Raw genomic sequence first — 17,350 nt, 5'->3', positions numbered from 1 at the left:
CAACGAGCACATCGAGCAGATGCGTCTCTCGGCCACCAAGGCGCTGCTCGAGCGCCCCGATGTCATCATCGTGGCGAGCGTCTCCTCGATCTATGGCCTGGGTGACCCGGACGCCTATCTGAAGATGGTCCTGCATCTGAACCGCGGCGATCTGATCGATCAACGCGCCCTGCTGCGCCGGCTCGCCGATCTGCAATACCGCCGCAACGAGATCGAGCTCTCGCGCGGCACCTACCGGGTGCGCGGAGACGTGATCGACATCTACCCGGCGGAGTCCGACGACGAGGCGCTGCGGGTGGAGTTGTTCGACGAGGAGATCGAGTCACTCTCGCTCTTCGACCCGCTCACTGGCGAGCAACTGCGCAAGGTCCCGCGCTATACGGTCTTTCCGAAGACGCACTACGCCACCCCGCGCGAGACCATCCTGGCCGCGGTCGAGCAGATCAAGGTGGAGCTCAAAGAGCGGCTGATCTGGCTGCGAGACAACGATAAGCTCGTCGAGGCCCAGCGCCTGGAGCAACGCACCCTGTTCGATCTGGAGATGATGCTGGAGGTCGGCTACTGCTCCGGGGTCGAGAACTACAGCCGCTACCTCTCCGGACGCGGACCCGGCGAGCCGCCGCCGACCCTGTATGACTATCTGCCGGCGGATGCCATCGTCGTGATCGACGAGAGCCATGTCACCGTGCCCCAGCTCGGCGGCATGTACAAGGGCGACCGCTCGCGCAAGGAGAACCTCGTCGACTACGGCTTCCGGCTGCCCTCGGCGCTCGACAACCGCCCGCTGCGCTTCGAGGAGTTCCAGGCCCGCCAGCCCCAGACCATCTATGTCTCGGCCACCCCGCGCGACTACGAGATCCAGCACTCGGGCGCCGTCGTCGAGCAGGTGGTGCGCCCGACGGGGCTGGTCGACCCGGAGGTGGAGGTCCGCCCTGCGCTGACCCAGGTCGACGATCTACTCTCGGAGATCGGACTGCGGGTCGCCGTCGGCGAGCGGGTGCTGGTCACTACGCTGACCAAGCGGATGGCCGAGGATCTGACCGAGTATCTCAACGAGCACGGCGTGAAGGTCCGCTATCTGCACTCGGATATCGACACGGTCGAGCGCGTCGAGATCATCCGCGATCTGCGTCTGGGCGAGTTCGACGTCCTGGTCGGGATCAACCTGCTGCGCGAGGGGCTCGACATGCCGGAGGTCTCGCTGGTCGCCATCCTGGACGCCGATAAAGAAGGCTTCCTGCGCTCGGAAGGCTCCTTGATCCAGACCATCGGGCGTGCCGCGCGCAACGCCAACGGCAAGGCAATCCTTTACGCCGATCGCATCACCGGCTCCATGGAACGCGCGATCGGCGAAACCGAGCGGCGCCGCGCCAAACAGATCCTCCACAATACCGTCGAGGGCATCACGCCTCAGACCATCCGCAAGGCGGTCGCCGACATCCTGGAGGGCGCCATCCCGGGCGCCCCCATGAAGGCGCGCCAGTATGCCAAGGTCGCCGAGGAGATCATCGAATATGCCAGCCTGACGCCGCAGCAGATGGCCAAGAAGCTCAAGGCGCTGGAGAAGACCATGTACCAGCACGCGAAGAACCTCGAGTTCGAGCAGGCCGCCGCCGTACGGGATAAGATCAAGGAGTTACAGGGGCGCGGGCTTGCGGCCTGACGTTTCGGGTTGAAATCGAGGCACCGGGCGCTCGGCCCGGCCCGGCCCGGCCCCGTTATTTTATCGGGAGATACCGATGCCAAAAACCGACCTTTACGACGCCGACATCGTCGCCTGGGCCGAACAACAGGCGCACTGGCTGAGGGCCGGCGCATTGGACCGGCTCGACCTCGAGCATCTCGCAGAGGAGATCGAAGACGTGGGCAAAAGTGAACAGCGCGAGCTGGCCAGTCGCCTGTCGCTCCTGCTTGCGCACCTGCTCAAGTGGAAATTCCAGCCGGAGCGTCGCGGCAGCAGTTGGCAGCGCACGATCCGCGAGCAGCGCCGAGCCATCAAGGCCAGACTCGACCGAACCCCCAGTCTCATGGCCATGTTGCGCGACGCGACTTGGCTGGACGAGATCTGGGCCGACGCGGTTGCCGACGCCGTCGGCGAGACGGGGCTCTCGGCGTTCCCGGACGACTGTCCGTGGCGGCTGGCCGACGTGCTCGAGGTGGATTGGCTGCCCCCCGAGTGAGACTCGTCGCGCCGGAACGCGCCAGCCATCATCGGGGGTCAGCTCAGGACACCTCGGGCGCCATGCCCCGGCCGACCGATCGCAGTGCAAACCGAAAGACTCGGCGCGTCTGTCACAGGTTGCTTGGGCTTGTGTCGAGGCCGGACCACGCGGGAGCGACGTCCCGGACGTTGCGGCTGGACACGCGTGCGCCGCAGCCGCCCATCGGCCTCGTCGGGAGCGCGCTCGAGGACCATACACACAAGGATCAAGATCGCGAAGAGACCGGAAAGGCACAACAGGATGACAAAGAGGTCGGCAAGGGCGTTCATCGTTGGCTCCGTGGGGTTTGCACTGCACGGAACCACAGCATGCCGCGGGGGGTGGCTCACAACGTGAGCCCGCGGCCCCGGATTCTCGACCGTTCGTCGGACGGACGCCGTCGGTCTATCCCGCCGAACGAGGGTTCGGTGTTGTTCAGGGAGAACAAGGACGGGTGTTAGACTGGCCGCGAGCGCAGAGCGCAGCGAGCCCGAAGAATCCATGCACGACATCCACGACGCGACACGACCGGCGACCTCCGCGCGACTGGCGATTCACTTGCGCCACGCGACGGCCAAGACACATCAGGCGGTCGAACGCTTGCCCCTGATGGCCCGACTCACGTCGCCGAGCGTCACCCGCGAGGACTATCTCGATTATCTGCATGCCTTGGCCGAGGTTTACGCGGCCCTGGAAGGCAGCCTGCTCGACGTCCTGGACGAGGAGATCCGCAACGACCTGGGGGTTCGGCCCAAGCTGCCGGCGATCCTCGACGATCTAGCCGAGCAGGGTCAGCCGCACATTCCGCGCACATCGACACAGCTCGCCCCAGCCGGTTCAGGTGCCGCGCTCGGCGGCCTCTATGTCCTGGAGGGCGCGACGCTCGGCGGTCGGGTGATCGCGAAACATCTGCGCCGCTGTCTCGGTCCGGCGCTGGGCTCGGCCGGTTTCCTCGACTTCCACGGCGAGCACTCCTCTGCGGCCTGGAAACGGTTCGCGGGCATCCTCGACAGCCTGTCTGCGCACGGTCGTATCGATCCGGCGGAGGTGGTCTCGGGCGCCCATACCACCTTCGCGCTGGTTCATCGAATGCTCGAAGACGCAGATGCGCGGAGCGCACCTGCGCAGGCCGGCCCCGAGCACATCGAACCGCCGGGTTCGGGGGCCAGACGCCTTGCGACCTCGGTTGCCGCACTCCAAGAGGATTGATGAAGGACGAAGAACAAGCGCCGGAGACGACCGGGGTGGACGCCGGATTCGAGGATGGATCCCGGGCGACCCCACGCGAGCCTGCGCCGCAATCCCGCGTCTTTCGCATCCAGCCCATCGGCCATGACCGACACCCGCTCATGGGCGTGGGCCGGTTCCTGCTCAAGGGCCTCGGCAATCTGGTACTGGTCTCGGTGGTCCTTGTCTTGACGCTGCGATGGCTCGACCCGCCGGCATCCGCCTTCATGCTGCGGCACGCCTACAACCTTTGGCGACTTGACCAATCGCCCCCCTACTATCATCAAACTTGGGTGCCCTGGGATCGGATCTCGTTGCCGACGCGGCTCGCGGCGATCGCCGGCGAGGACCAGCGTTTCCCGACTCACCGGGGTTTCGATCTGATCGAGATCCGCCTGGCCTGGGCGGACTACAAGAACGGCGGGCGTCTGCGCGGGGCCAGCACCATCACTCAACAGGCGGCCAAGAACCTCTTTCTCTGGCCGGGCTCGGATCTGCCGCGCAAGCTGCTCGAGGCCTGGTTCACGCTGCTGATGGAGATCCTGTGGCCGAAGGAGCGCATCCTCGAGGTCTATCTGAACATCGTGCAGTTCAGCCCCAACACCTACGGAATCGGCGCGGCGAGCCTGCGCTATTTCGGTCGGCCGGCGAGCGAACTGACGATGCGCGAGGCGTCGCTTCTGATCGGCGTGCTGCCTGCGCCCGGACATTATCGGTTGGACAGACCATCGGAGCGCTTGGAACGACGCGCGGCCTGGATCAGCGATCAGGCCAGCCGACTCGGCGGAACACGGTACCTGAATCGGCTTTAAACCGCGCCCACCCGGCTAGAGTGCACGTCGGCGCATTACGGCATCCGCAAGCTCATGCAGCATCGGAACCGTATCGTCCCAGCCGATGCAGGCGTCTGTGACGCTTTGACCGAAGACCAGCCCGTCGCTGCTCCCCAGATCCTGCCGACCGCCGACCAGATGGCTTTCGATCATGACGCCCATGATGCCGGGATCCCCGCGCGCGATCTGACCGGCGACGTCTTGGCAGACCCGGATCTGTTTCTCCGGGCGCTTGCGGCTGTTGGCGTGGCTGAAGTCGATCATGATCTTGGGCGTCAGACCGGACTCGATGATCTGCTCCGCGGCCGTGCTCACACTCTCGGTGTCGTAGTTCGGTCGCTGGCCGCCGCGCAGAATGATGTGGGTATCCACGTTGCCGGTCGTGCTGAAGATCGCGGACTGACCTTCCTTGGTGACCGACATGAAGACATGCGGACGTGCCGCGGCATGGATGGCATCGATGGCGACCTTGACGTCCCCGTTGGTCGCGTTCTTGAAACCCACCGGGCAGGACAAACCGGAGGCCAGCTCACGATGGCCCTGGCTCTCGGTCGTGCGCGCGCCGATCGCGCCCCAGCTCACCAGATCGGCGATGTACTGCGGGCTGATGAGATCGAGGAACTCGGTCCCGGCCGGGATCTGCATGCTGTTGAGGTCGAGCAGGAGCTTGCGGGCGATGCCGAGACCCTGATTGATCTCGAAGCTGCCGTCCAGATTCGGGTCGTTGATCAGACCCTTCCAGCCGACCGTGGTCCGCGGCTTCTCGAAATAGACGCGCATGACGATCAGCAGGCGATCGCTCAGCATGTCGCGCAGGACCTTGAGACGCTCGGCGTACTCCAGCGCGGCGCGCGGATCGTGAACCGAGCAAGGACCCGCGACGACCAGCAGGCGATCGTCCCGACCGTGGAGGATCTGCTGAATGGCGTGGCGCGTGGAATAGACGGTCTCCGCAGCCGCCTCCGAGATCGGGAATTCCCGGTGCAGCGCGCTCGGGGAGCGGACTTCTTTGATTTCGCGGATGCGCAGATCGTCGGTCTTTTGCATGGGCTGGGGTTACAACGACGTCGAAAGACCCGGAGTATAGCCCAATCGATCCGATCTCCTCGTCTCGATGCGCGCGCACGACCCACGCAACGCGCCGGCACCGGGCGCAATCGCGTGCCGGCAAACCGACGCCGCGCGCTTGTGGCGTCGCTATTAATACCGGCCGGTGGACGAGCGAGAGCGAAGTCCACCGAACCCCGCGCCGGAGCTGGTGGACTGCGCTGCGCTTGTCCACCCAGCGCAACGTCATCGCAGTGGGCGGCCTCATGAGCAACGCCCGCGCTTGTGACCGCCCCTCCCACTCATTCCCCTCGGTAGCCCTCATCCAGGAGTTGAGCGACCGTGAACGGACAGGTGTCCGGAAGATCGCCGAGATCCAAACCCATTTCGAGCGCCGCATGTTGGCGAGCGTTCGGATATCGTTCGGCGACCATTTCCGGGAGCTTCGGCCGAAGGCTGGGGCTTTCGCGAAGGCGCCGGCCGATCGCGTCCCGTGAGTTGGCAATGGAGAGTTGCCAGCTCGGGCCGCGTCGCTCGGGTTGGTGCTGCCATTTGAGCAGGTGAACGATCAGAACCTTGAGATAACTCTCGATCGCCCGACGCTCGCTCTTACCCATGTCCTCGAGCTCCTCGGCGATTTGTGCGAGGTCGACTTCGCTCAGGCAACCTTCGCGCAGGAGGGCCGCGCTCTCAGTCAACCAAGCGTGGTAGTCGCGATCGTAGCTTGCGTGTTCAGCAGTCTGTTTCGGCATGGGGTCTGCCCTGGAATCTAAGGTCGGCAACGCCTTGAGGCTACACCGACGGTGAGGTGTTTCAAACCTTGGATCGATTTTCCCGGATAGCAGCTACGCAAGCGCCCGCGCATTGACCCACTCAATGCTCGGACCGAAACGCCCGTGGCGGACCCGCACTAAGCCGGCGTAGTCGATTCGAATGCGGTACCAGCGACGCGCATCGGCACCGAGCAGGTGCCCGACCAAGGCGCGCATCACCCCGGCATGGCAGACGATCAGCAGACGGCGGCCCGGATAGGCGGCCAGATGACGCGCATAGGCGTCGGAGACGCGCGCGTGCAGGCGCTCCAGCGGCTCGGCGCCGGCCGGGCGCTCGCCGACGGGGTCGCGATAAAAGGCGGCGAAGCGCTCGGGCTCTTCCGCGGCAACCGCGCTGCGGGCGCGCCCTTCCCAGGCGCCCATGCCGACCTCGATCAGGCTGGGGTCGACGACGAGCGGCAATCCACTGCGCCCGGCGAGATCCGCCGCAAAAACGCGACAACGCGACATCGGCGAGCTGATGATCTGATCCCAAGGCGCCGCCTCGCCGAGCGCCTCGGTCATCTGCGCCCAGCCCGTCGGGCTGAGCGGGTCGTCGGTCCCGTTGCCGCGATAGCGCGCGCCGCCGACGGGCTCGCCGTGACGAATCAGATCGACCAGGATCTCGGACATGGGCAGACATGGCAGTCGGAGAGGCAAGGCGCTAGAGTGTAGCGGATATCAACCAGGACAGACCTTATGAAGAGCAAGATCTACGAGGGCATCGACAAGCAGGAAGGCGGGGCCATGACCCCGACCGCCAACATCATCCGCGACGCCTGGGTATTCGGCATCATCCCGGAGGACCAGACCTGCGCGGGCTGGACCGTTCAAGGGATCGAGGACCTCTACGACAAGGTCACGGAGGCCTGGCACCCTTACGGGCATATGGTGTCCAGACTCCCGCCCGATCTGCAGGAACGTCACTCCCGGATCTATTCCGAAGCGATCGAAAAGGCACGCGCAGCCGGCTGGGATCCCGAGCTCGGCGACAGCGACTGAGCGGACGCCGCTCCGAGGAGCGGCCGAGCGACAATCGGATCCACGGGGCACCGTGACATGGCCGACTATCTGATCCGCGAGACCTTCTTCCGACCCGACGACGCGCTCGCGCACGAGCAGACGCGGATCCCGGCAGCGCTCTACAACGGGTTACAGCTGCTCCTTCGACGCAGCGCCGGGAGCGCCGTCTTCATCCCGATCAGGTCGATGCAATATCAAGCCGTGGTCGATCGCGAGGAGGTCATCTTTGTCGACAGCCACGGCGGTTATGCCTACCAAGACGGCGAAGGAGGTCGCCTGATCCGAATTGCCTGGCGACCGGCGGTCGGACGGGAGTCTCTTTCGGCCCCCGTCGAGTGTGAAATCATCTATTATTTTATGGGTCTTCGGGAGACGCAGACCCGGCTGCTCGGCGAGATCCAGCCGGTCATCAAACAGATGCTGGAACGCCAGCGACGTCAGGGCGGAGCGACACCGACCCCGCGGGTATTGCCCCTGAGACGCCCGGCGTAGCGCCGGGTGCAACCGAGCCCGAAGAGGGACTCCGACCGGAGAGCGCGACAACAAATAAGGTCCATTGGCCTGGACGACACAGCGGCCCCTGCGCCCGACCCATCCCGGAGAGGGCGCGACCTCTCGGCGCCCACTTCACGCGGCGCCGGCTGGACCACGGAGAACCCGATGACAAGGCTTTTGACTTGGCACGACGAATGGTCAGTCAACATCGATGTCGTGGATGCGGAGCATCGAGGGCTGATCGAGCACCTCGCGGACATCTGTCACCGTTTCGGTCCCGAGGCATCCCCCCGGCGTTCGGGCGACGCCTGCGCCCTCATCGATGCCCTGACCGATCTCGGCGAAGCCGTGCGGGAGCATTTCAATCGGGAAGAAGAACTGATGCAGGCCGTCGACTACGAGGACATCGCCGAGCACTGCACCGAGCATGCGCTCTTGATGGCCGAGTACACCGATCAGCTGCGCCGTTGGCGTGCGCAGGGCATCGACGTCTTCGAGGAGGATGCACAGGACAACGCGCGAGACTGGATCCTCGACCATATCCTGGGCGCGGATCGCGACTTCGCGAAGGCATTCCACGCGCTCGACGATCGCTTGGCCGCGACCGCAGGCTGCTACGGCGTCACGGCGCGGACGCGCATCAACGCGGCCCGAAAAGATCTTTGAGCAACTGTATCGTGGTCTGACGCCCAAGCTCGCCGATCGCCGTCGTCAGCGGGATCTCCTTGGGGCAGACCCGCACGCAGTTCTGTGCATTGCCGCAATCACTCAAGCCGCCCTCGCCCATGATGGCGTGCAGACGTTCTGTCTTATCGTAACGCCCGGTCGGATGGGCGTTCATCAAGCGTGCCTGCGCCAGCGGGGCGGGGCCGAGAAAGGCCGAGTGCGGCCCGAACTGCGGACAGGCGGCCATGCAGCAGCCGCACGACATGCAGCGGCTGTAGAGATAATCCGCCGCCCAGGCATCCGGCCCGATGCGCGGGGCGCTTTCATGCGTGTCCCAGACGCCGTCGATCTTGATCCATGCCTTGACCTGCTTCAGACCCTGGTCGATCCGCCGGCGATCGACCAGCAGATCGCGCACGACCGGAAACTTCGGCAAGGGCTCCAGGCGGATCGGCTGATCCAGCTCGACGACGAGCGCCGAGCAGGAGGGTCGCGGAACACCGTTGATCAGCATGGCGCAGGCGCCGCAGACCTCCTCCATGCAGTTGTGCTCCCAGACGATCGGATCGACCGGCTCGCCCGCGACCGTCACCGGGTTCTCCCGCAGCGCCATCAACAGCGAGATGATGTTGTGGTCGGGATGGCCGGGGATCGCGAACTCCTGCCAATAAGGTGCGCTGTCGGGGCGATCCTGACGGCGGATGCGCAGATGGATCGGCTTCTCGCTCATCGATAATCCCTCGGCTCGGTCGGCGCGTAGACGCTCAGGTCCACATTCTGGTAGCTGAGTCTGGGGCCGTCCCGGGTGTGCTCGGCGATGGTGGTCTTGAGCCACTGCGCATTGTTCGCGTGCCAGCGATCGCGATACGCCTCGAACTCAGGGTCGCCCGCAAAGGTCCCCTCCGGGATCGGGATCTGGAACGCGGGCTTGTAATGGGCGCCGCGACACTCGTCGCGGGCCAGCGCGCCTTGGGTCACGACCTTGGCCAGCTCGATCATGTCGCGCAGTTGGCGCGCGAAGGCCAGGCTCTGATTTGCCCAGGTGCTGGACTCGCCCAGACGGGCCTTACTCAGGCGATCCTGCAACACCTGAAGCTCGCCGAGCGCCGATTCCAGCTCCGGGTTCGCGCGCACCACGCCCACCTTGGCCGTCATCAGCGCGCCGAGCTCCTTCTGAATGAGATAAGGCGTGTCCGCCCCCTGCGCCCGCATCAGCTCCGCGTTGATCGCCTGCTGTCGCGCGATCTCGGCCTGCGGGATCTCCGGAACCAGCGCGCCGCGATCGGAGGAGAGACCCTTGAGGTAGCTCACCACCGACTCTCCCGCGACGCGTCCCGAATAGCTCGCGGATAACAGCGAGTTGGCACCCAGTCGGTTGGCCCCGTGATAGGCGTAATCGCACTCGCCGCAAGCATAGAGTCCGGGGATGTTGGTCGCGTGATTGCGCGGGCTGTCGGGCTGGATTCCGCCATCGGCGGAGCGCTCGAAGTCGACCCAGAGACCACCCATGCCGTAATGGGCCGCCGGAAAGATCTCCATCGGCTCGGTCATCGGGTCGACACCGGCGAACTTGCGATAGATCTCCAGGATGGCGCCCAGGCGCGCGCCGATGAATGCCGCATCCAGGTGTGTCAGATCCAGATAGACCCGGTCGCCGCCGTCGCTGCCGATGCCGAGACCCATCTCCCGGGTCACGGTCCAGATGGCCCGTGCCGCCTCGTCACGGGCGACGGTGTTGCCATAGGCGGGAAAGAACTCCTCGAGGAAATAGAAGCGCTCGGCCTCCGGGATGGTCTTCGGCGGTCGCCGGTCCCCGGGCGTCTTCGGCACCCAGATGCGCCCGCCCTCCCCGCGCGCCGCCTCGCTCATCAGCCGGTTCTTGTCGTGCCCCATCATGGCGGTGGGGTGAAACTGGAAGAACTCGGCGTTGGCCATCCAGGCGCCCTGCCGGTAGCAGCGGCTCGCCGCCGCACCGGTCGAGTTGGTCGAGGTCGTGCTTTTGGGTGCGTAGAGCTGACCCATGCCGCCGCTCGCCACGACGACCGCGTCGGCGGTGAAGGCCCGAACCTCCAGGCTCTTCAGATCCATCGCCACGATGCCGCGACAGACGCCGTCGCCGTCCAGCAGCAGGGACAGAAACTCCCACCACTCCTGCTTGACGACCTTGCCCTCGGACTCCAGGCGCCGGACCTGCTGGTCGACGCCGTAGAGGAGCTGCTGCCCGGTGCTGGCACCCGCAAAGCAGGTCCGCTTGTTCTTCACGCCGCCGAAGAGACGCTGATCGAGCAGACCCTCGGGCGTGCGCGAGAAGGTCACGCCCATGCGCTCGAAGGTGCGGATCAGCCCCGGCGCATCCTCGCACATGGCCTTCACCGGGGGCTGATTCGCCAGATACTCGCCGCCCTTGATGGTGTCGATGATGTGCTGACGGATCGAGTCGTGCTGACCCTTGGTGTCGAGCACGGCATTGATGCCGCCTTGGGCACAGACCGAGTGACTGCGCTTGACCTCGAAGAGCGAGAAGAGCGTGACCGGGAAACCCGCATCGGCGATCCGCAAGGTCGCCCAAAGCCCGCCCAGGCCGCCGCCGATGACGATGACGTTCGGCTTGCTCATGACAGGAACCCCATCAGGCCATGGATACCCATGGCGGCCAACAACAGACCGATCGCGACGCAGAGCCAACCGAACAGCGCTTGGGCGCGGACCGATGTCGTGAGCCCCCAGACGATCGCCATGGAGGCGAGCCCGTTGGCGAGATGAAACACCGAGAGCAGCAGACCGAACAGATACAGCCCGAGCATCCAGGGCTGGCTCAGCAGCGCCCGCATGTGGGCGAAGAGATCATCGCCCACGCTTGGATCCCAGATCCCGGCGATGCGCGTCATCCCGACATGCATCAGCAGAAAGAGCAGGATGCCGACGCCCGAGATCCGCTGCATCCAGTAGAGCCGGTTGCGCGCGTAACTGTAGCGCGCGAGTTCCGCACGCATCTGAGCCGTGATCACCAGCCCGTAGCCGGCGTGGAAGAGCAGCGGCAGCGCGATCACGAAGATCTCCATCAAGGGCAGATAATTCATGCCCTTGAGTGCCGCGACGACGTGCTCGTTGTAGTGCTCGGCGCCAAAGCGCGACTGAGAGTTCTCCCAGAGATGGAAAACCAGAAAGGCGCCGACCGGGAGCAAACCGAGCAGGGAGTGCAGACGACGCAGGACGAAATGCGGATTCTCGATGGATGCGGACATGGTCGATCGGACAGCGGGGATCAGGGAACAGCTTAACCGGATCAGGCCGCAAGGGACCTGATCCGGCTCAGTCGAGGGCGATGTTGGTCGGTAGTGCAGCCTGATGCGGCCGACCGCTAAGTGTGAGATGTCGGCTTTCGGCCACCGCCCACGATCGACGCGACCGATCGCCTTCGACGACCGCTGGAGGCTGGCGACTCCCCTGGCACCTCGCCTTCAACCATGATCGGCTTGATCGCATGCAGGATGTTGGCGAAAAGATGACTATGCTCGGCCTCCTCGCGGGCCAGCAGTGCCTTCATATGCTCGCGACGGGTGGGCATGGAGAAACAGGCGGGGCAGGAGTCCGGGACGACCGGCAGCGCGGCGCGCTCGGCATAGTCGGCGGTCTGACGCTCGCGGCAATAGACCAGCGGGCGGATGATGCGCACGTCGCCCTCCTTGTTGAGGTAATGGGCCTTCATGGTGCGCAGCTGCCCGCCGTGGAAGAGCGACATCAGCAGACTCTCGGCCAAGTCATCGAGATGCTGGGCCAGGGCGAGCACGCCGTAGCCCTGCTCGCGGCAGATGCGATACATGATGCCGCGCTTCATGCGCGAGCAATAGGCGCAGAAGGAATCGCCATCCATGTGCTCCTTGGCCTGCTCCATCAGCGGCTGCTGCTCGTAGAACCAGGGTACGCCCAGGTGTGCGTAGTAGTCCTTCAGGTGTTCCGGATCGAATCCCGGCACCTGCGGATCGACGGTGAGCACCGCCAGATCGAAGCGCACCGGGGCATAGGTCTGCAGGTGCTTGAGGATGTGCAGCAGGGAGAGCGAATCCTTTCCGCCCGAGACGCCGAGCAGGATGCGGTCGCCCTCGCCGATCATGCGGAAGTCCGCGATGGCGCGGCCGACGAGACGCAACAAGGACTTCGGGGGTCTAGGCCGATTGCGGTCGGAGGGGCTCATACGAGTGTCGCCTTCGCGCGCCGCGCGCCGTGGCGGTTCAGGTTCGGGACCTTGGGGCGGGTTGTCAGGAAGGCGAACCGATGGACCTCGACCTTCCAGTCGGTCTCGCCGGCGATCAGGAGGAGGCAGGAAGGTCCGCCGTAGGTGCGGGTCCGACCGGCGGCGCCCGGATTCAACACCCAGGGCACCGTGTCCATGTCCAACACCAGCCGATGGCTGTGCCCGTAAACGATGGCCCGCGCCGTCGGGAAGCGTGCGCGCAGCCGCGCATGGCGATCGCGCGCCGGGCCTTGATGGCCGTGGATCACGACCAAGCATCCACCCGGCAGTGCGAGCTCGACCGACTCCGGGAGCTGACGCAAGAGGTCATGATCGCGCTCCGGCCATTGGCGCGAGACATCGTTGTTGCCGAAGACGGCGAAGACGCGTCCGAGACCGGGTTGCATCCGGGCGAGGATGTCGGCTTGGCCGATGTCTCCCCCGTGGATCGCCAGATCGCAGGTCGTGACCAAGTGCTCGACGCGCGCGTCCAGATCGCCGTGTGTATCGGACAGGATCGCAAGGCGCAGGCTGCGGCCGGGTATCCGAGCGATCGCCCCCACGGCGCCGGAGCCCATCGCCCTAATCCATCGTCAGCGCGAGCTTGCCGGTCACATGCCCCGTCTCGATGCGCTTGTGCGCCTCCTGGGCCTGCGCGAGCGGGAAGGTCTCGGAGACATGGATACGCAGATCGCCCTGGTCGATCAGCTTGGCGCAGCGGCGCAGGATCTCGCCCTGATGGGTGCGTGCCCGCGGTAAATCCCGAAGCATCGGGGTCAGCATCAGCTCCAGACTGATCCGCAGATTGCGCATGCGCGCCTCCTTCAGATCCAGGTCCGGCCCCGGGTCCAGGATGGTCACCAGATCCCCGTAGTGGGCCATCGCCGGGATGGTCTTGCGGAAGACCTCGGGGCCGACGGTATCCAGCGCGATGTCCACGCCCTGCCCTTCGCTCCAGTCCATCACCGACTCGACGAGATCCTCTTCCTTGTAGTTGATGCAGTACTCGGCGCCGAGCGAATGAACGAAATCGGCCTTCTCCGGGCTGCTGACGGTCGTGCAGACGCGCGCGCCGGCCGCCTTGGCAAGTTGAATGGCGACATGCCCGACCCCGCCTGCGCCGCCGTGGATCAGCACCCGCTGCCCCTCGAGCAAACGCGCCCGGTCGTGCAACGCCTCCCAGGCAGTCAGCAGCACCAGCGGCGCTGCAGCGGCCTCGACGAACCCGATCGCGCGCGGCTTAGCCTGCGCCAGATGATTATCGAGAAGGATATACTCGGCATAGTTGCCGAGCGGACCGCCGATCCCGCCCCAACAGAACCAGACCTCGTCGCCCGGTTTGAAGCGCGTGACCGCCTCGCCCGCGGCCTCGACCACGCCGGCCCCGTCGCAGCCCGGGACGGCCGGTAAACCGTTCGGCACCAGGGGCCCGTTGCTCCGGATCTTGGTATCCACCGGATTCACCCCGGCGGCCTTGAGCCTGACCAGGATGTCGTCCGGCCCGCCGATCTCGGGACGAGGCCGATCGACCAGTTGCAGAACGGCCGGTCCGCCGGTCTCGCGCATCTCGATTGCCTTCATGGACGTTTCACCTCGTGTCGTAAGTCTTCCGAATCCACTACCGACGGCAGCGCTCGGGGGGCATGCTAGCCCCATCGACAGGTTCGGCACAATCCGCGGACCCGACCGAGAACTCGGCCCGGAACCGAGCCCTGCCCCGATTGCCAGCCACCGCACCGGAGATCCCGCATGTCCAGCACGGCCAAGACCAAGCACCCGAAACCGCCTTTGATCGTGCGCAATGCCCGCGTCAAGGACATCCCCCATATTCGTAGTTTGGTCTCGCGTGTCTATCGGGCAAGCGGCATGGGAACCTATTCACGGGCGATGCTGCTGGGCCAGATCCACAACTTCCCCGAAGGACAGTTCGTCGCCGAATACGAGGGCGCGATCGTCGGCTACTGCGCCACCTTCCTGATCGACGGCGATATCGCTCTCCAACCGCACACCTGGAACGAGATCACCGGGGGCGGCTACGCCTCGCGGCACGACCCGAACGGGGATTACCTCTACGGCATGGAGGTCTGCGTGGATCCGGACTATCGCGGGCTGCGTCTCGGCCAGCGTCTCTACGACGAGCGCAAGAAGCTGGCCCGTTCATGGGACGTCAAGGGCATCGTCTTCGGCGGACGCATCCCCTCGCTCGCCAAGCGCCTACGCCGATACGGAACCCCGGATGCCTATCTCGAGGAGGTCAAAGCGAACCGATTGCGCGATCCGGTGCTGACCTTCCAGATGCGCAACGGCTTCGAGGTTCTCGGACTGCTGCCGCGCTACCTGCCGGAGGACAAGGAATCCGAGGGGTATGCGGTCCATCTGGTCTGGCGCAACCCCAACGCACCCGACGAGAAGGAAGAGCAGCGCGCCAAGAGCTACGGTGGCCGCCTGCCCGACACCGTGCGCGTCGCGACCGTGCAGTACATGCAGCGACGGGTCGGCTCGTTCGAGGAGTTCACCGATCTGGTGCGCTACTTCGTCGACGTCACCGCCGACTATCGGGCGGACTTCGTCGTCTTCCCCGAGCTCTTTACCCTACAGCTGCTCTCGATGGAGGATCAGGAGCTCTCGCCCGCCGAGTCGATCGAGGCCCTGACCAAGTACACCGAACCGCTCAAGGAGGCGCTGCGCGACATGGCGGTACGCTACAACATCAACATCATCGGCGGCTCGCACCCCACGCGGATGCCCAACGGTCGGGTCGAAAACGTCTGCTACGTCTGTCTGCGCAGCGGCGAGGTGCACGAGCAACCCAAGATCCACCCGACCCCGAACGAAGTCTACTGGTGGAACATCGAGGGCGGCCACTCGCTGAACGCGATCGATACCGACTGCGGCCCCATCGGTGTCCTGATCTGCTACGACGCGGAGTTTCCCGAACTCGGTCGTCATCTGGTCGATCAGGGCGCAAACATCGTCTTCGTGCCCTTCTGCACCGACGAGCGCCAGTCCTATCTGAGGGTGCGCTACTGCGCCCAAGCCCGGGCGATCGAAAACCAATGCTATCTCGTCATGTCCGGCAACGTCGGCAACCTGCCGAAGGTCCACAACATGGACATCCAGTACGCCCAGAGCTGCATCCTCACGCCCTGCGACTTCCCCTTCGCGCGCGACGGGATCGCGGCCGACACCACGCCGAATGTCGAGACGGTCGCCTTTGCCGATCTGCGTCTGGAGGCCCTGCGCGCCGCGCGCAACTCGGGGACCGTGCAGAACCTGAAAGACCGCCGGCACGATCTCTATACGACCGTGTGGCGGGAGCGTTGAGGTCACCTGGCCCCGGGATGATGCTTCAACAACCTGATCGACTTGACGGGAGAGTGCGACCTGTCAGCGGCGACAGGTCCTTCGTCTATTGGCGGATTTGGCAGCATCGGATCAACCATGGTGGACTGGCAGGGCATCACCGGCTTCGAGTGGGATGCGGGCAACGCGCGCAGGAGCGAGAATAAGCACGGCCTCAGCCGAGCAGAGGCCGAGCAGGTGTTCTTCAACCTGCCGTTGCGGCTGTTGGATGACCGCAAGCACAGTGGCGATGAGCCGCGCATCCATGCCCTCGGCGTGACCGATGCCGGGCGGCAACTGCACCTCACCTTCAGGCTGCGCGACTCGGGCTGCCGATTGCGCGTGATCTCTGCGCGTGACATGCCTCGGACAGAGGGACGGGTCTATGAGCGAGGAGTGCGTCGATCAGCTTCTTGCACGGAAAGCTGTAGCGCACCAGCGCCCACGCCAGCGCCAATCCGAAGACCGCATTGATGCCTGCGGCCAGCAGGGAGGCCCCGAAGGACAGCCGGTAGGTCGCGACCACGCGGGGCGAGCCGACGATGGCCCAGAATTCTCCCCAGGACAGGGTCGCGCTCTTGAGAAAGACCGCCGACAGCGGGATCAAGACCATCAGCGAGAGATCGACCAGGGTGTAGCCGAGGGTGAGACCGAAGCCCGGCAGTACTCGGGTCTGGCGCGTGGGGTTGAAGTAGGCGGCGATCGTCATCGGCAGTTGACCTGGACCCGCGCAGGGTTGTGCCCCAGACCATCGCCTCGGGCCGTGAAACACAACGCTTGGAGCGCCTCCAGCCGAGGATCGGCGATGGTCGGGGTGGCCGAGAAACCGCAGATCGCTCCGGACACGTTGAGAGCTTAGCGCGGCACGGTCGCACCGCGAACGATCGATTTACCGGGATGCTATATGGTTTTTGAGATAAGCGAGCCACGGCGGAATCGCCATCGTCGGAGGCGATAAGGTTTGCAGATTTTGTTGGTTCGTTTCGCCGACCTGCGGGGTTTCAATCAAGGCTCCACTTCCATCCGCACCGAGCAGGTGCCCGGCATGACCAGCCTCCGACTACAACCATCTTTGTCCCTCGTTGCCCTGCTCGTGCTGCCCCCGCTCGGAGCGGCCCGGGCCGAGACGACCCTGCTCAACGTCTCCTACGATCCGACGCGCGAGCTCTACCAGGAATTCAATCCGGTCTTCGGCAAACACTGGGAGGAGAAGACCGGCGAGACGATCAGGATTCAACAGTCGCACGGCGGGGCCGGCAAGCAGGCGCGCGCGGTCATCGACGGACCGGAAGCCGATGTCGTGACCCTGGCGCTGGCCTACGACATCGATGCCATCGCAGCCCGAGGATTCCTGGCCGAGGACTGGCAGTCGCGACTGCCTCGGAACAGCGCCTCCTACACCTCGACGATCGTCTTCCTGGTCCACAAGGGGAATCCGAAAGGGATCAACCTAAAAAGAGCAGTTGGCGC

At 65.2% G+C, this 17,350-nt stretch carries 19 protein-coding genes; 10 read left to right on the top strand and 9 right to left on the bottom strand.

What is annotated here, in order from left to right; all coding sequences use genetic code 11:
* The 4 genes from uvrB to mtgA all read left to right on the top strand — a co-directional run.
* Nucleotides 1–1,663 (top strand): excinuclease ABC subunit UvrB (uvrB, locus tag B4N44_RS02120; RefSeq protein ID WP_296696442.1); only part of this gene is annotated, 1,663 nt, incomplete at its 5' end.
* 76 nt (nt 1,664–1,739) lie between these two features.
* On the top strand, nt 1,740–2,180 hold the full coding sequence (locus tag B4N44_RS02115) for a DUF29 domain-containing protein (RefSeq protein ID WP_296696439.1): 441 nt from the start codon (nt 1,740–1,742) through the stop codon (nt 2,178–2,180).
* Between the two features lie 522 nt (nt 2,181–2,702).
* Nucleotides 2,703–3,410, top strand: a complete 708-nt coding sequence (locus B4N44_RS02110; protein WP_296696437.1) for a biliverdin-producing heme oxygenase — start codon at nt 2,703–2,705, stop codon at nt 3,408–3,410.
* A complete protein-coding gene (mtgA, locus tag B4N44_RS02105) occupies nt 3,410–4,240 on the top strand; it encodes a monofunctional biosynthetic peptidoglycan transglycosylase (RefSeq protein ID WP_296696435.1) in 831 nt (276 codons plus the stop codon). Before B4N44_RS02110 ends, mtgA begins: the two co-directional genes overlap by 1 nt.
* A 15-nt stretch (nt 4,241–4,255) precedes the next feature.
* Here mtgA and B4N44_RS02100 read toward each other — a convergent pair whose 3' ends face one another.
* The 3 genes from B4N44_RS02100 to B4N44_RS02090 all read right to left on the bottom strand — a co-directional run bounded on the left by B4N44_RS02100 (nt 4,256) and on the right by B4N44_RS02090 (nt 6,753).
* Nucleotides 4,256–5,308, bottom strand: a complete 1,053-nt coding sequence (locus B4N44_RS02100; RefSeq protein WP_296696432.1) for a 3-deoxy-7-phosphoheptulonate synthase — start codon at nt 5,306–5,308, stop codon at nt 4,256–4,258.
* A 302-nt stretch (nt 5,309–5,610) separates the two neighbouring features.
* The gene (locus B4N44_RS02095) at nt 5,611–6,060 is read right to left on the bottom strand and encodes a DUF29 domain-containing protein (RefSeq protein ID WP_296696431.1); all 450 of its coding nucleotides are present in this window, start codon (nt 6,058–6,060) and stop codon (nt 5,611–5,613) included.
* A 93-nt stretch (nt 6,061–6,153) separates the two neighbouring features.
* Nucleotides 6,154–6,753: a histidine phosphatase family protein gene (locus tag B4N44_RS02090; protein ID WP_296696428.1), complete on the bottom strand. Its 600-nt coding sequence runs from the start codon at nt 6,751–6,753 to the stop codon at nt 6,154–6,156.
* 66 nt (nt 6,754–6,819) lie between these two features.
* Here B4N44_RS02090 and B4N44_RS02085 point away from each other — a divergent pair, with 66 nt between their 5' ends.
* From B4N44_RS02085 to B4N44_RS02075, 3 genes are all read left to right on the top strand, one after another.
* The gene (locus B4N44_RS02085) at nt 6,820–7,122 is read left to right on the top strand and encodes a hypothetical protein (protein WP_093037029.1); all 303 of its coding nucleotides are present in this window, start codon (nt 6,820–6,822) and stop codon (nt 7,120–7,122) included.
* A 57-nt stretch (nt 7,123–7,179) separates the two neighbouring features.
* The gene (locus tag B4N44_RS02080; RefSeq protein WP_296696421.1) at nt 7,180–7,635 is read left to right on the top strand and encodes a hypothetical protein; all 456 of its coding nucleotides are present in this window, start codon (nt 7,180–7,182) and stop codon (nt 7,633–7,635) included.
* Nucleotides 7,636–7,803: 168 nt separating this feature from the next.
* Nucleotides 7,804–8,304 (top strand): bacteriohemerythrin, encoded by a 501-nt coding sequence (locus tag B4N44_RS02075; RefSeq protein ID WP_296696418.1) that lies wholly within the window; start codon nt 7,804–7,806, stop codon nt 8,302–8,304.
* On the opposite strand, the gene sdhB is transcribed toward B4N44_RS02075, so the two are convergent.
* The 6 genes from sdhB to B4N44_RS02045 all read right to left on the bottom strand — a co-directional run bounded on the left by sdhB (nt 8,279) and on the right by B4N44_RS02045 (nt 14,119).
* Nucleotides 8,279–9,034, bottom strand: coding sequence for a succinate dehydrogenase iron-sulfur subunit (sdhB, locus tag B4N44_RS02070; RefSeq protein ID WP_296696416.1), 756 nt, complete (start codon nt 9,032–9,034; stop codon nt 8,279–8,281). The two genes, B4N44_RS02075 and sdhB, sit on opposite strands and share 26 nt — an antisense overlap.
* Nucleotides 9,031–10,920, bottom strand: a complete 1,890-nt coding sequence (sdhA, locus tag B4N44_RS02065; protein WP_296696413.1) for a succinate dehydrogenase (quinone) flavoprotein subunit — start codon at nt 10,918–10,920, stop codon at nt 9,031–9,033. Before sdhA ends, sdhB begins: the two co-directional genes overlap by 4 nt.
* Nucleotides 10,917–11,549 (bottom strand): succinate dehydrogenase, encoded by a 633-nt coding sequence (locus B4N44_RS02060; RefSeq protein WP_296696411.1) that lies wholly within the window; start codon nt 11,547–11,549, stop codon nt 10,917–10,919. Before B4N44_RS02060 ends, sdhA begins: the two co-directional genes overlap by 4 nt.
* A 116-nt stretch (nt 11,550–11,665) precedes the next feature.
* On the bottom strand, nt 11,666–12,499 hold the full coding sequence (locus tag B4N44_RS02055) for an ATP-binding protein (protein ID WP_296696408.1): 834 nt from the start codon (nt 12,497–12,499) through the stop codon (nt 11,666–11,668).
* Complete coding sequence (locus tag B4N44_RS02050; RefSeq protein ID WP_296696406.1) at nt 12,496–13,116, bottom strand: metallophosphoesterase family protein; 621 nt, start codon at nt 13,114–13,116, stop codon at nt 12,496–12,498. The genes B4N44_RS02055 and B4N44_RS02050 overlap by 4 nt, the downstream gene beginning before the upstream one ends.
* 4 nt (nt 13,117–13,120) lie before the next feature.
* Entirely contained in the window at nt 13,121–14,119 is a 999-nt protein-coding gene (locus tag B4N44_RS02045; RefSeq protein ID WP_296696404.1) for a zinc-dependent alcohol dehydrogenase family protein, read from the bottom strand.
* Nucleotides 14,120–14,287: 168 nt separating this feature from the next.
* Here B4N44_RS02045 and B4N44_RS02040 point away from each other — a divergent pair, with 168 nt between their 5' ends.
* The 3 genes from B4N44_RS02040 to B4N44_RS02030 all read left to right on the top strand — a co-directional run.
* Entirely contained in the window at nt 14,288–15,862 is a 1,575-nt protein-coding gene (locus tag B4N44_RS02040) for a carbon-nitrogen hydrolase family protein (RefSeq protein ID WP_296696400.1), read from the top strand.
* A 117-nt stretch (nt 15,863–15,979) separates the two neighbouring features.
* On the top strand, nt 15,980–16,354 hold the full coding sequence (locus tag B4N44_RS02035; RefSeq protein WP_296696398.1) for a BrnT family toxin: 375 nt from the start codon (nt 15,980–15,982) through the stop codon (nt 16,352–16,354).
* Between the two features lie 487 nt (nt 16,355–16,841).
* On the top strand, nt 16,842–17,350 hold a 509-nt coding region (locus tag B4N44_RS02030; RefSeq protein ID WP_296696394.1), incomplete at its 3' end, for a sulfate ABC transporter substrate-binding protein.

The sequence above is a fragment of the Thiocapsa sp. UBA6158 genome (assembly GCF_002423035.1).
Classification (GTDB): Bacteria; Pseudomonadota; Gammaproteobacteria; order Chromatiales; family Chromatiaceae; genus Thiocapsa.
The sequence above is the reverse complement of the archived record's forward strand: the minus strand, read 5'-3'. Positions and strand labels throughout refer to the sequence as shown.

Bases quoted from the DNA above. Each gene is read 5' to 3' on its own strand.
- B4N44_RS02110 (WP_296696437.1), top strand. From the start codon at position 2,703: ATGCACGACATCCACGACGCGACACGACCGGCGACCTCCGCGCGACTG.
- B4N44_RS02035 (WP_296696398.1), top strand. From the start codon at position 15,980: ATGGTGGACTGGCAGGGCATCACCGGCTTCGAGTGGGATGCGGGCAAC.
- B4N44_RS02075 (WP_296696418.1), top strand. From the start codon at position 7,804: ATGACAAGGCTTTTGACTTGGCACGACGAATGGTCAGTCAACATCGAT.
- B4N44_RS02100 (WP_296696432.1), bottom strand. From the start codon at position 5,308: ATGCAAAAGACCGACGATCTGCGCATCCGCGAAATCAAAGAAGTCCGC.
- B4N44_RS02115 (WP_296696439.1), top strand. From the start codon at position 1,740: ATGCCAAAAACCGACCTTTACGACGCCGACATCGTCGCCTGGGCCGAA.
- B4N44_RS02060 (WP_296696411.1), bottom strand. From the start codon at position 11,549: ATGTCCGCATCCATCGAGAATCCGCATTTCGTCCTGCGTCGTCTGCAC.
- sdhB (WP_296696416.1), bottom strand. From the start codon at position 9,034: ATGAGCGAGAAGCCGATCCATCTGCGCATCCGCCGTCAGGATCGCCCC.
- B4N44_RS02090 (WP_296696428.1), bottom strand. From the start codon at position 6,753: ATGTCCGAGATCCTGGTCGATCTGATTCGTCACGGCGAGCCCGTCGGC.
- B4N44_RS02055 (WP_296696408.1), bottom strand. From the start codon at position 12,499: ATGAGCCCCTCCGACCGCAATCGGCCTAGACCCCCGAAGTCCTTGTTG.
- mtgA (WP_296696435.1), top strand. From the start codon at position 3,410: ATGAAGGACGAAGAACAAGCGCCGGAGACGACCGGGGTGGACGCCGGA.
- B4N44_RS02080 (WP_296696421.1), top strand. From the start codon at position 7,180: ATGGCCGACTATCTGATCCGCGAGACCTTCTTCCGACCCGACGACGCG.
- B4N44_RS02050 (WP_296696406.1), bottom strand. From the start codon at position 13,116: ATGGGCTCCGGCGCCGTGGGGGCGATCGCTCGGATACCCGGCCGCAGC.
- B4N44_RS02085 (WP_093037029.1), top strand. From the start codon at position 6,820: ATGAAGAGCAAGATCTACGAGGGCATCGACAAGCAGGAAGGCGGGGCC.
- sdhA (WP_296696413.1), bottom strand. From the start codon at position 10,920: ATGAGCAAGCCGAACGTCATCGTCATCGGCGGCGGCCTGGGCGGGCTT.
- B4N44_RS02095 (WP_296696431.1), bottom strand. From the start codon at position 6,060: ATGCCGAAACAGACTGCTGAACACGCAAGCTACGATCGCGACTACCAC.
- B4N44_RS02045 (WP_296696404.1), bottom strand. From the start codon at position 14,119: ATGAAGGCAATCGAGATGCGCGAGACCGGCGGACCGGCCGTTCTGCAA.
- B4N44_RS02040 (WP_296696400.1), top strand. From the start codon at position 14,288: ATGTCCAGCACGGCCAAGACCAAGCACCCGAAACCGCCTTTGATCGTG.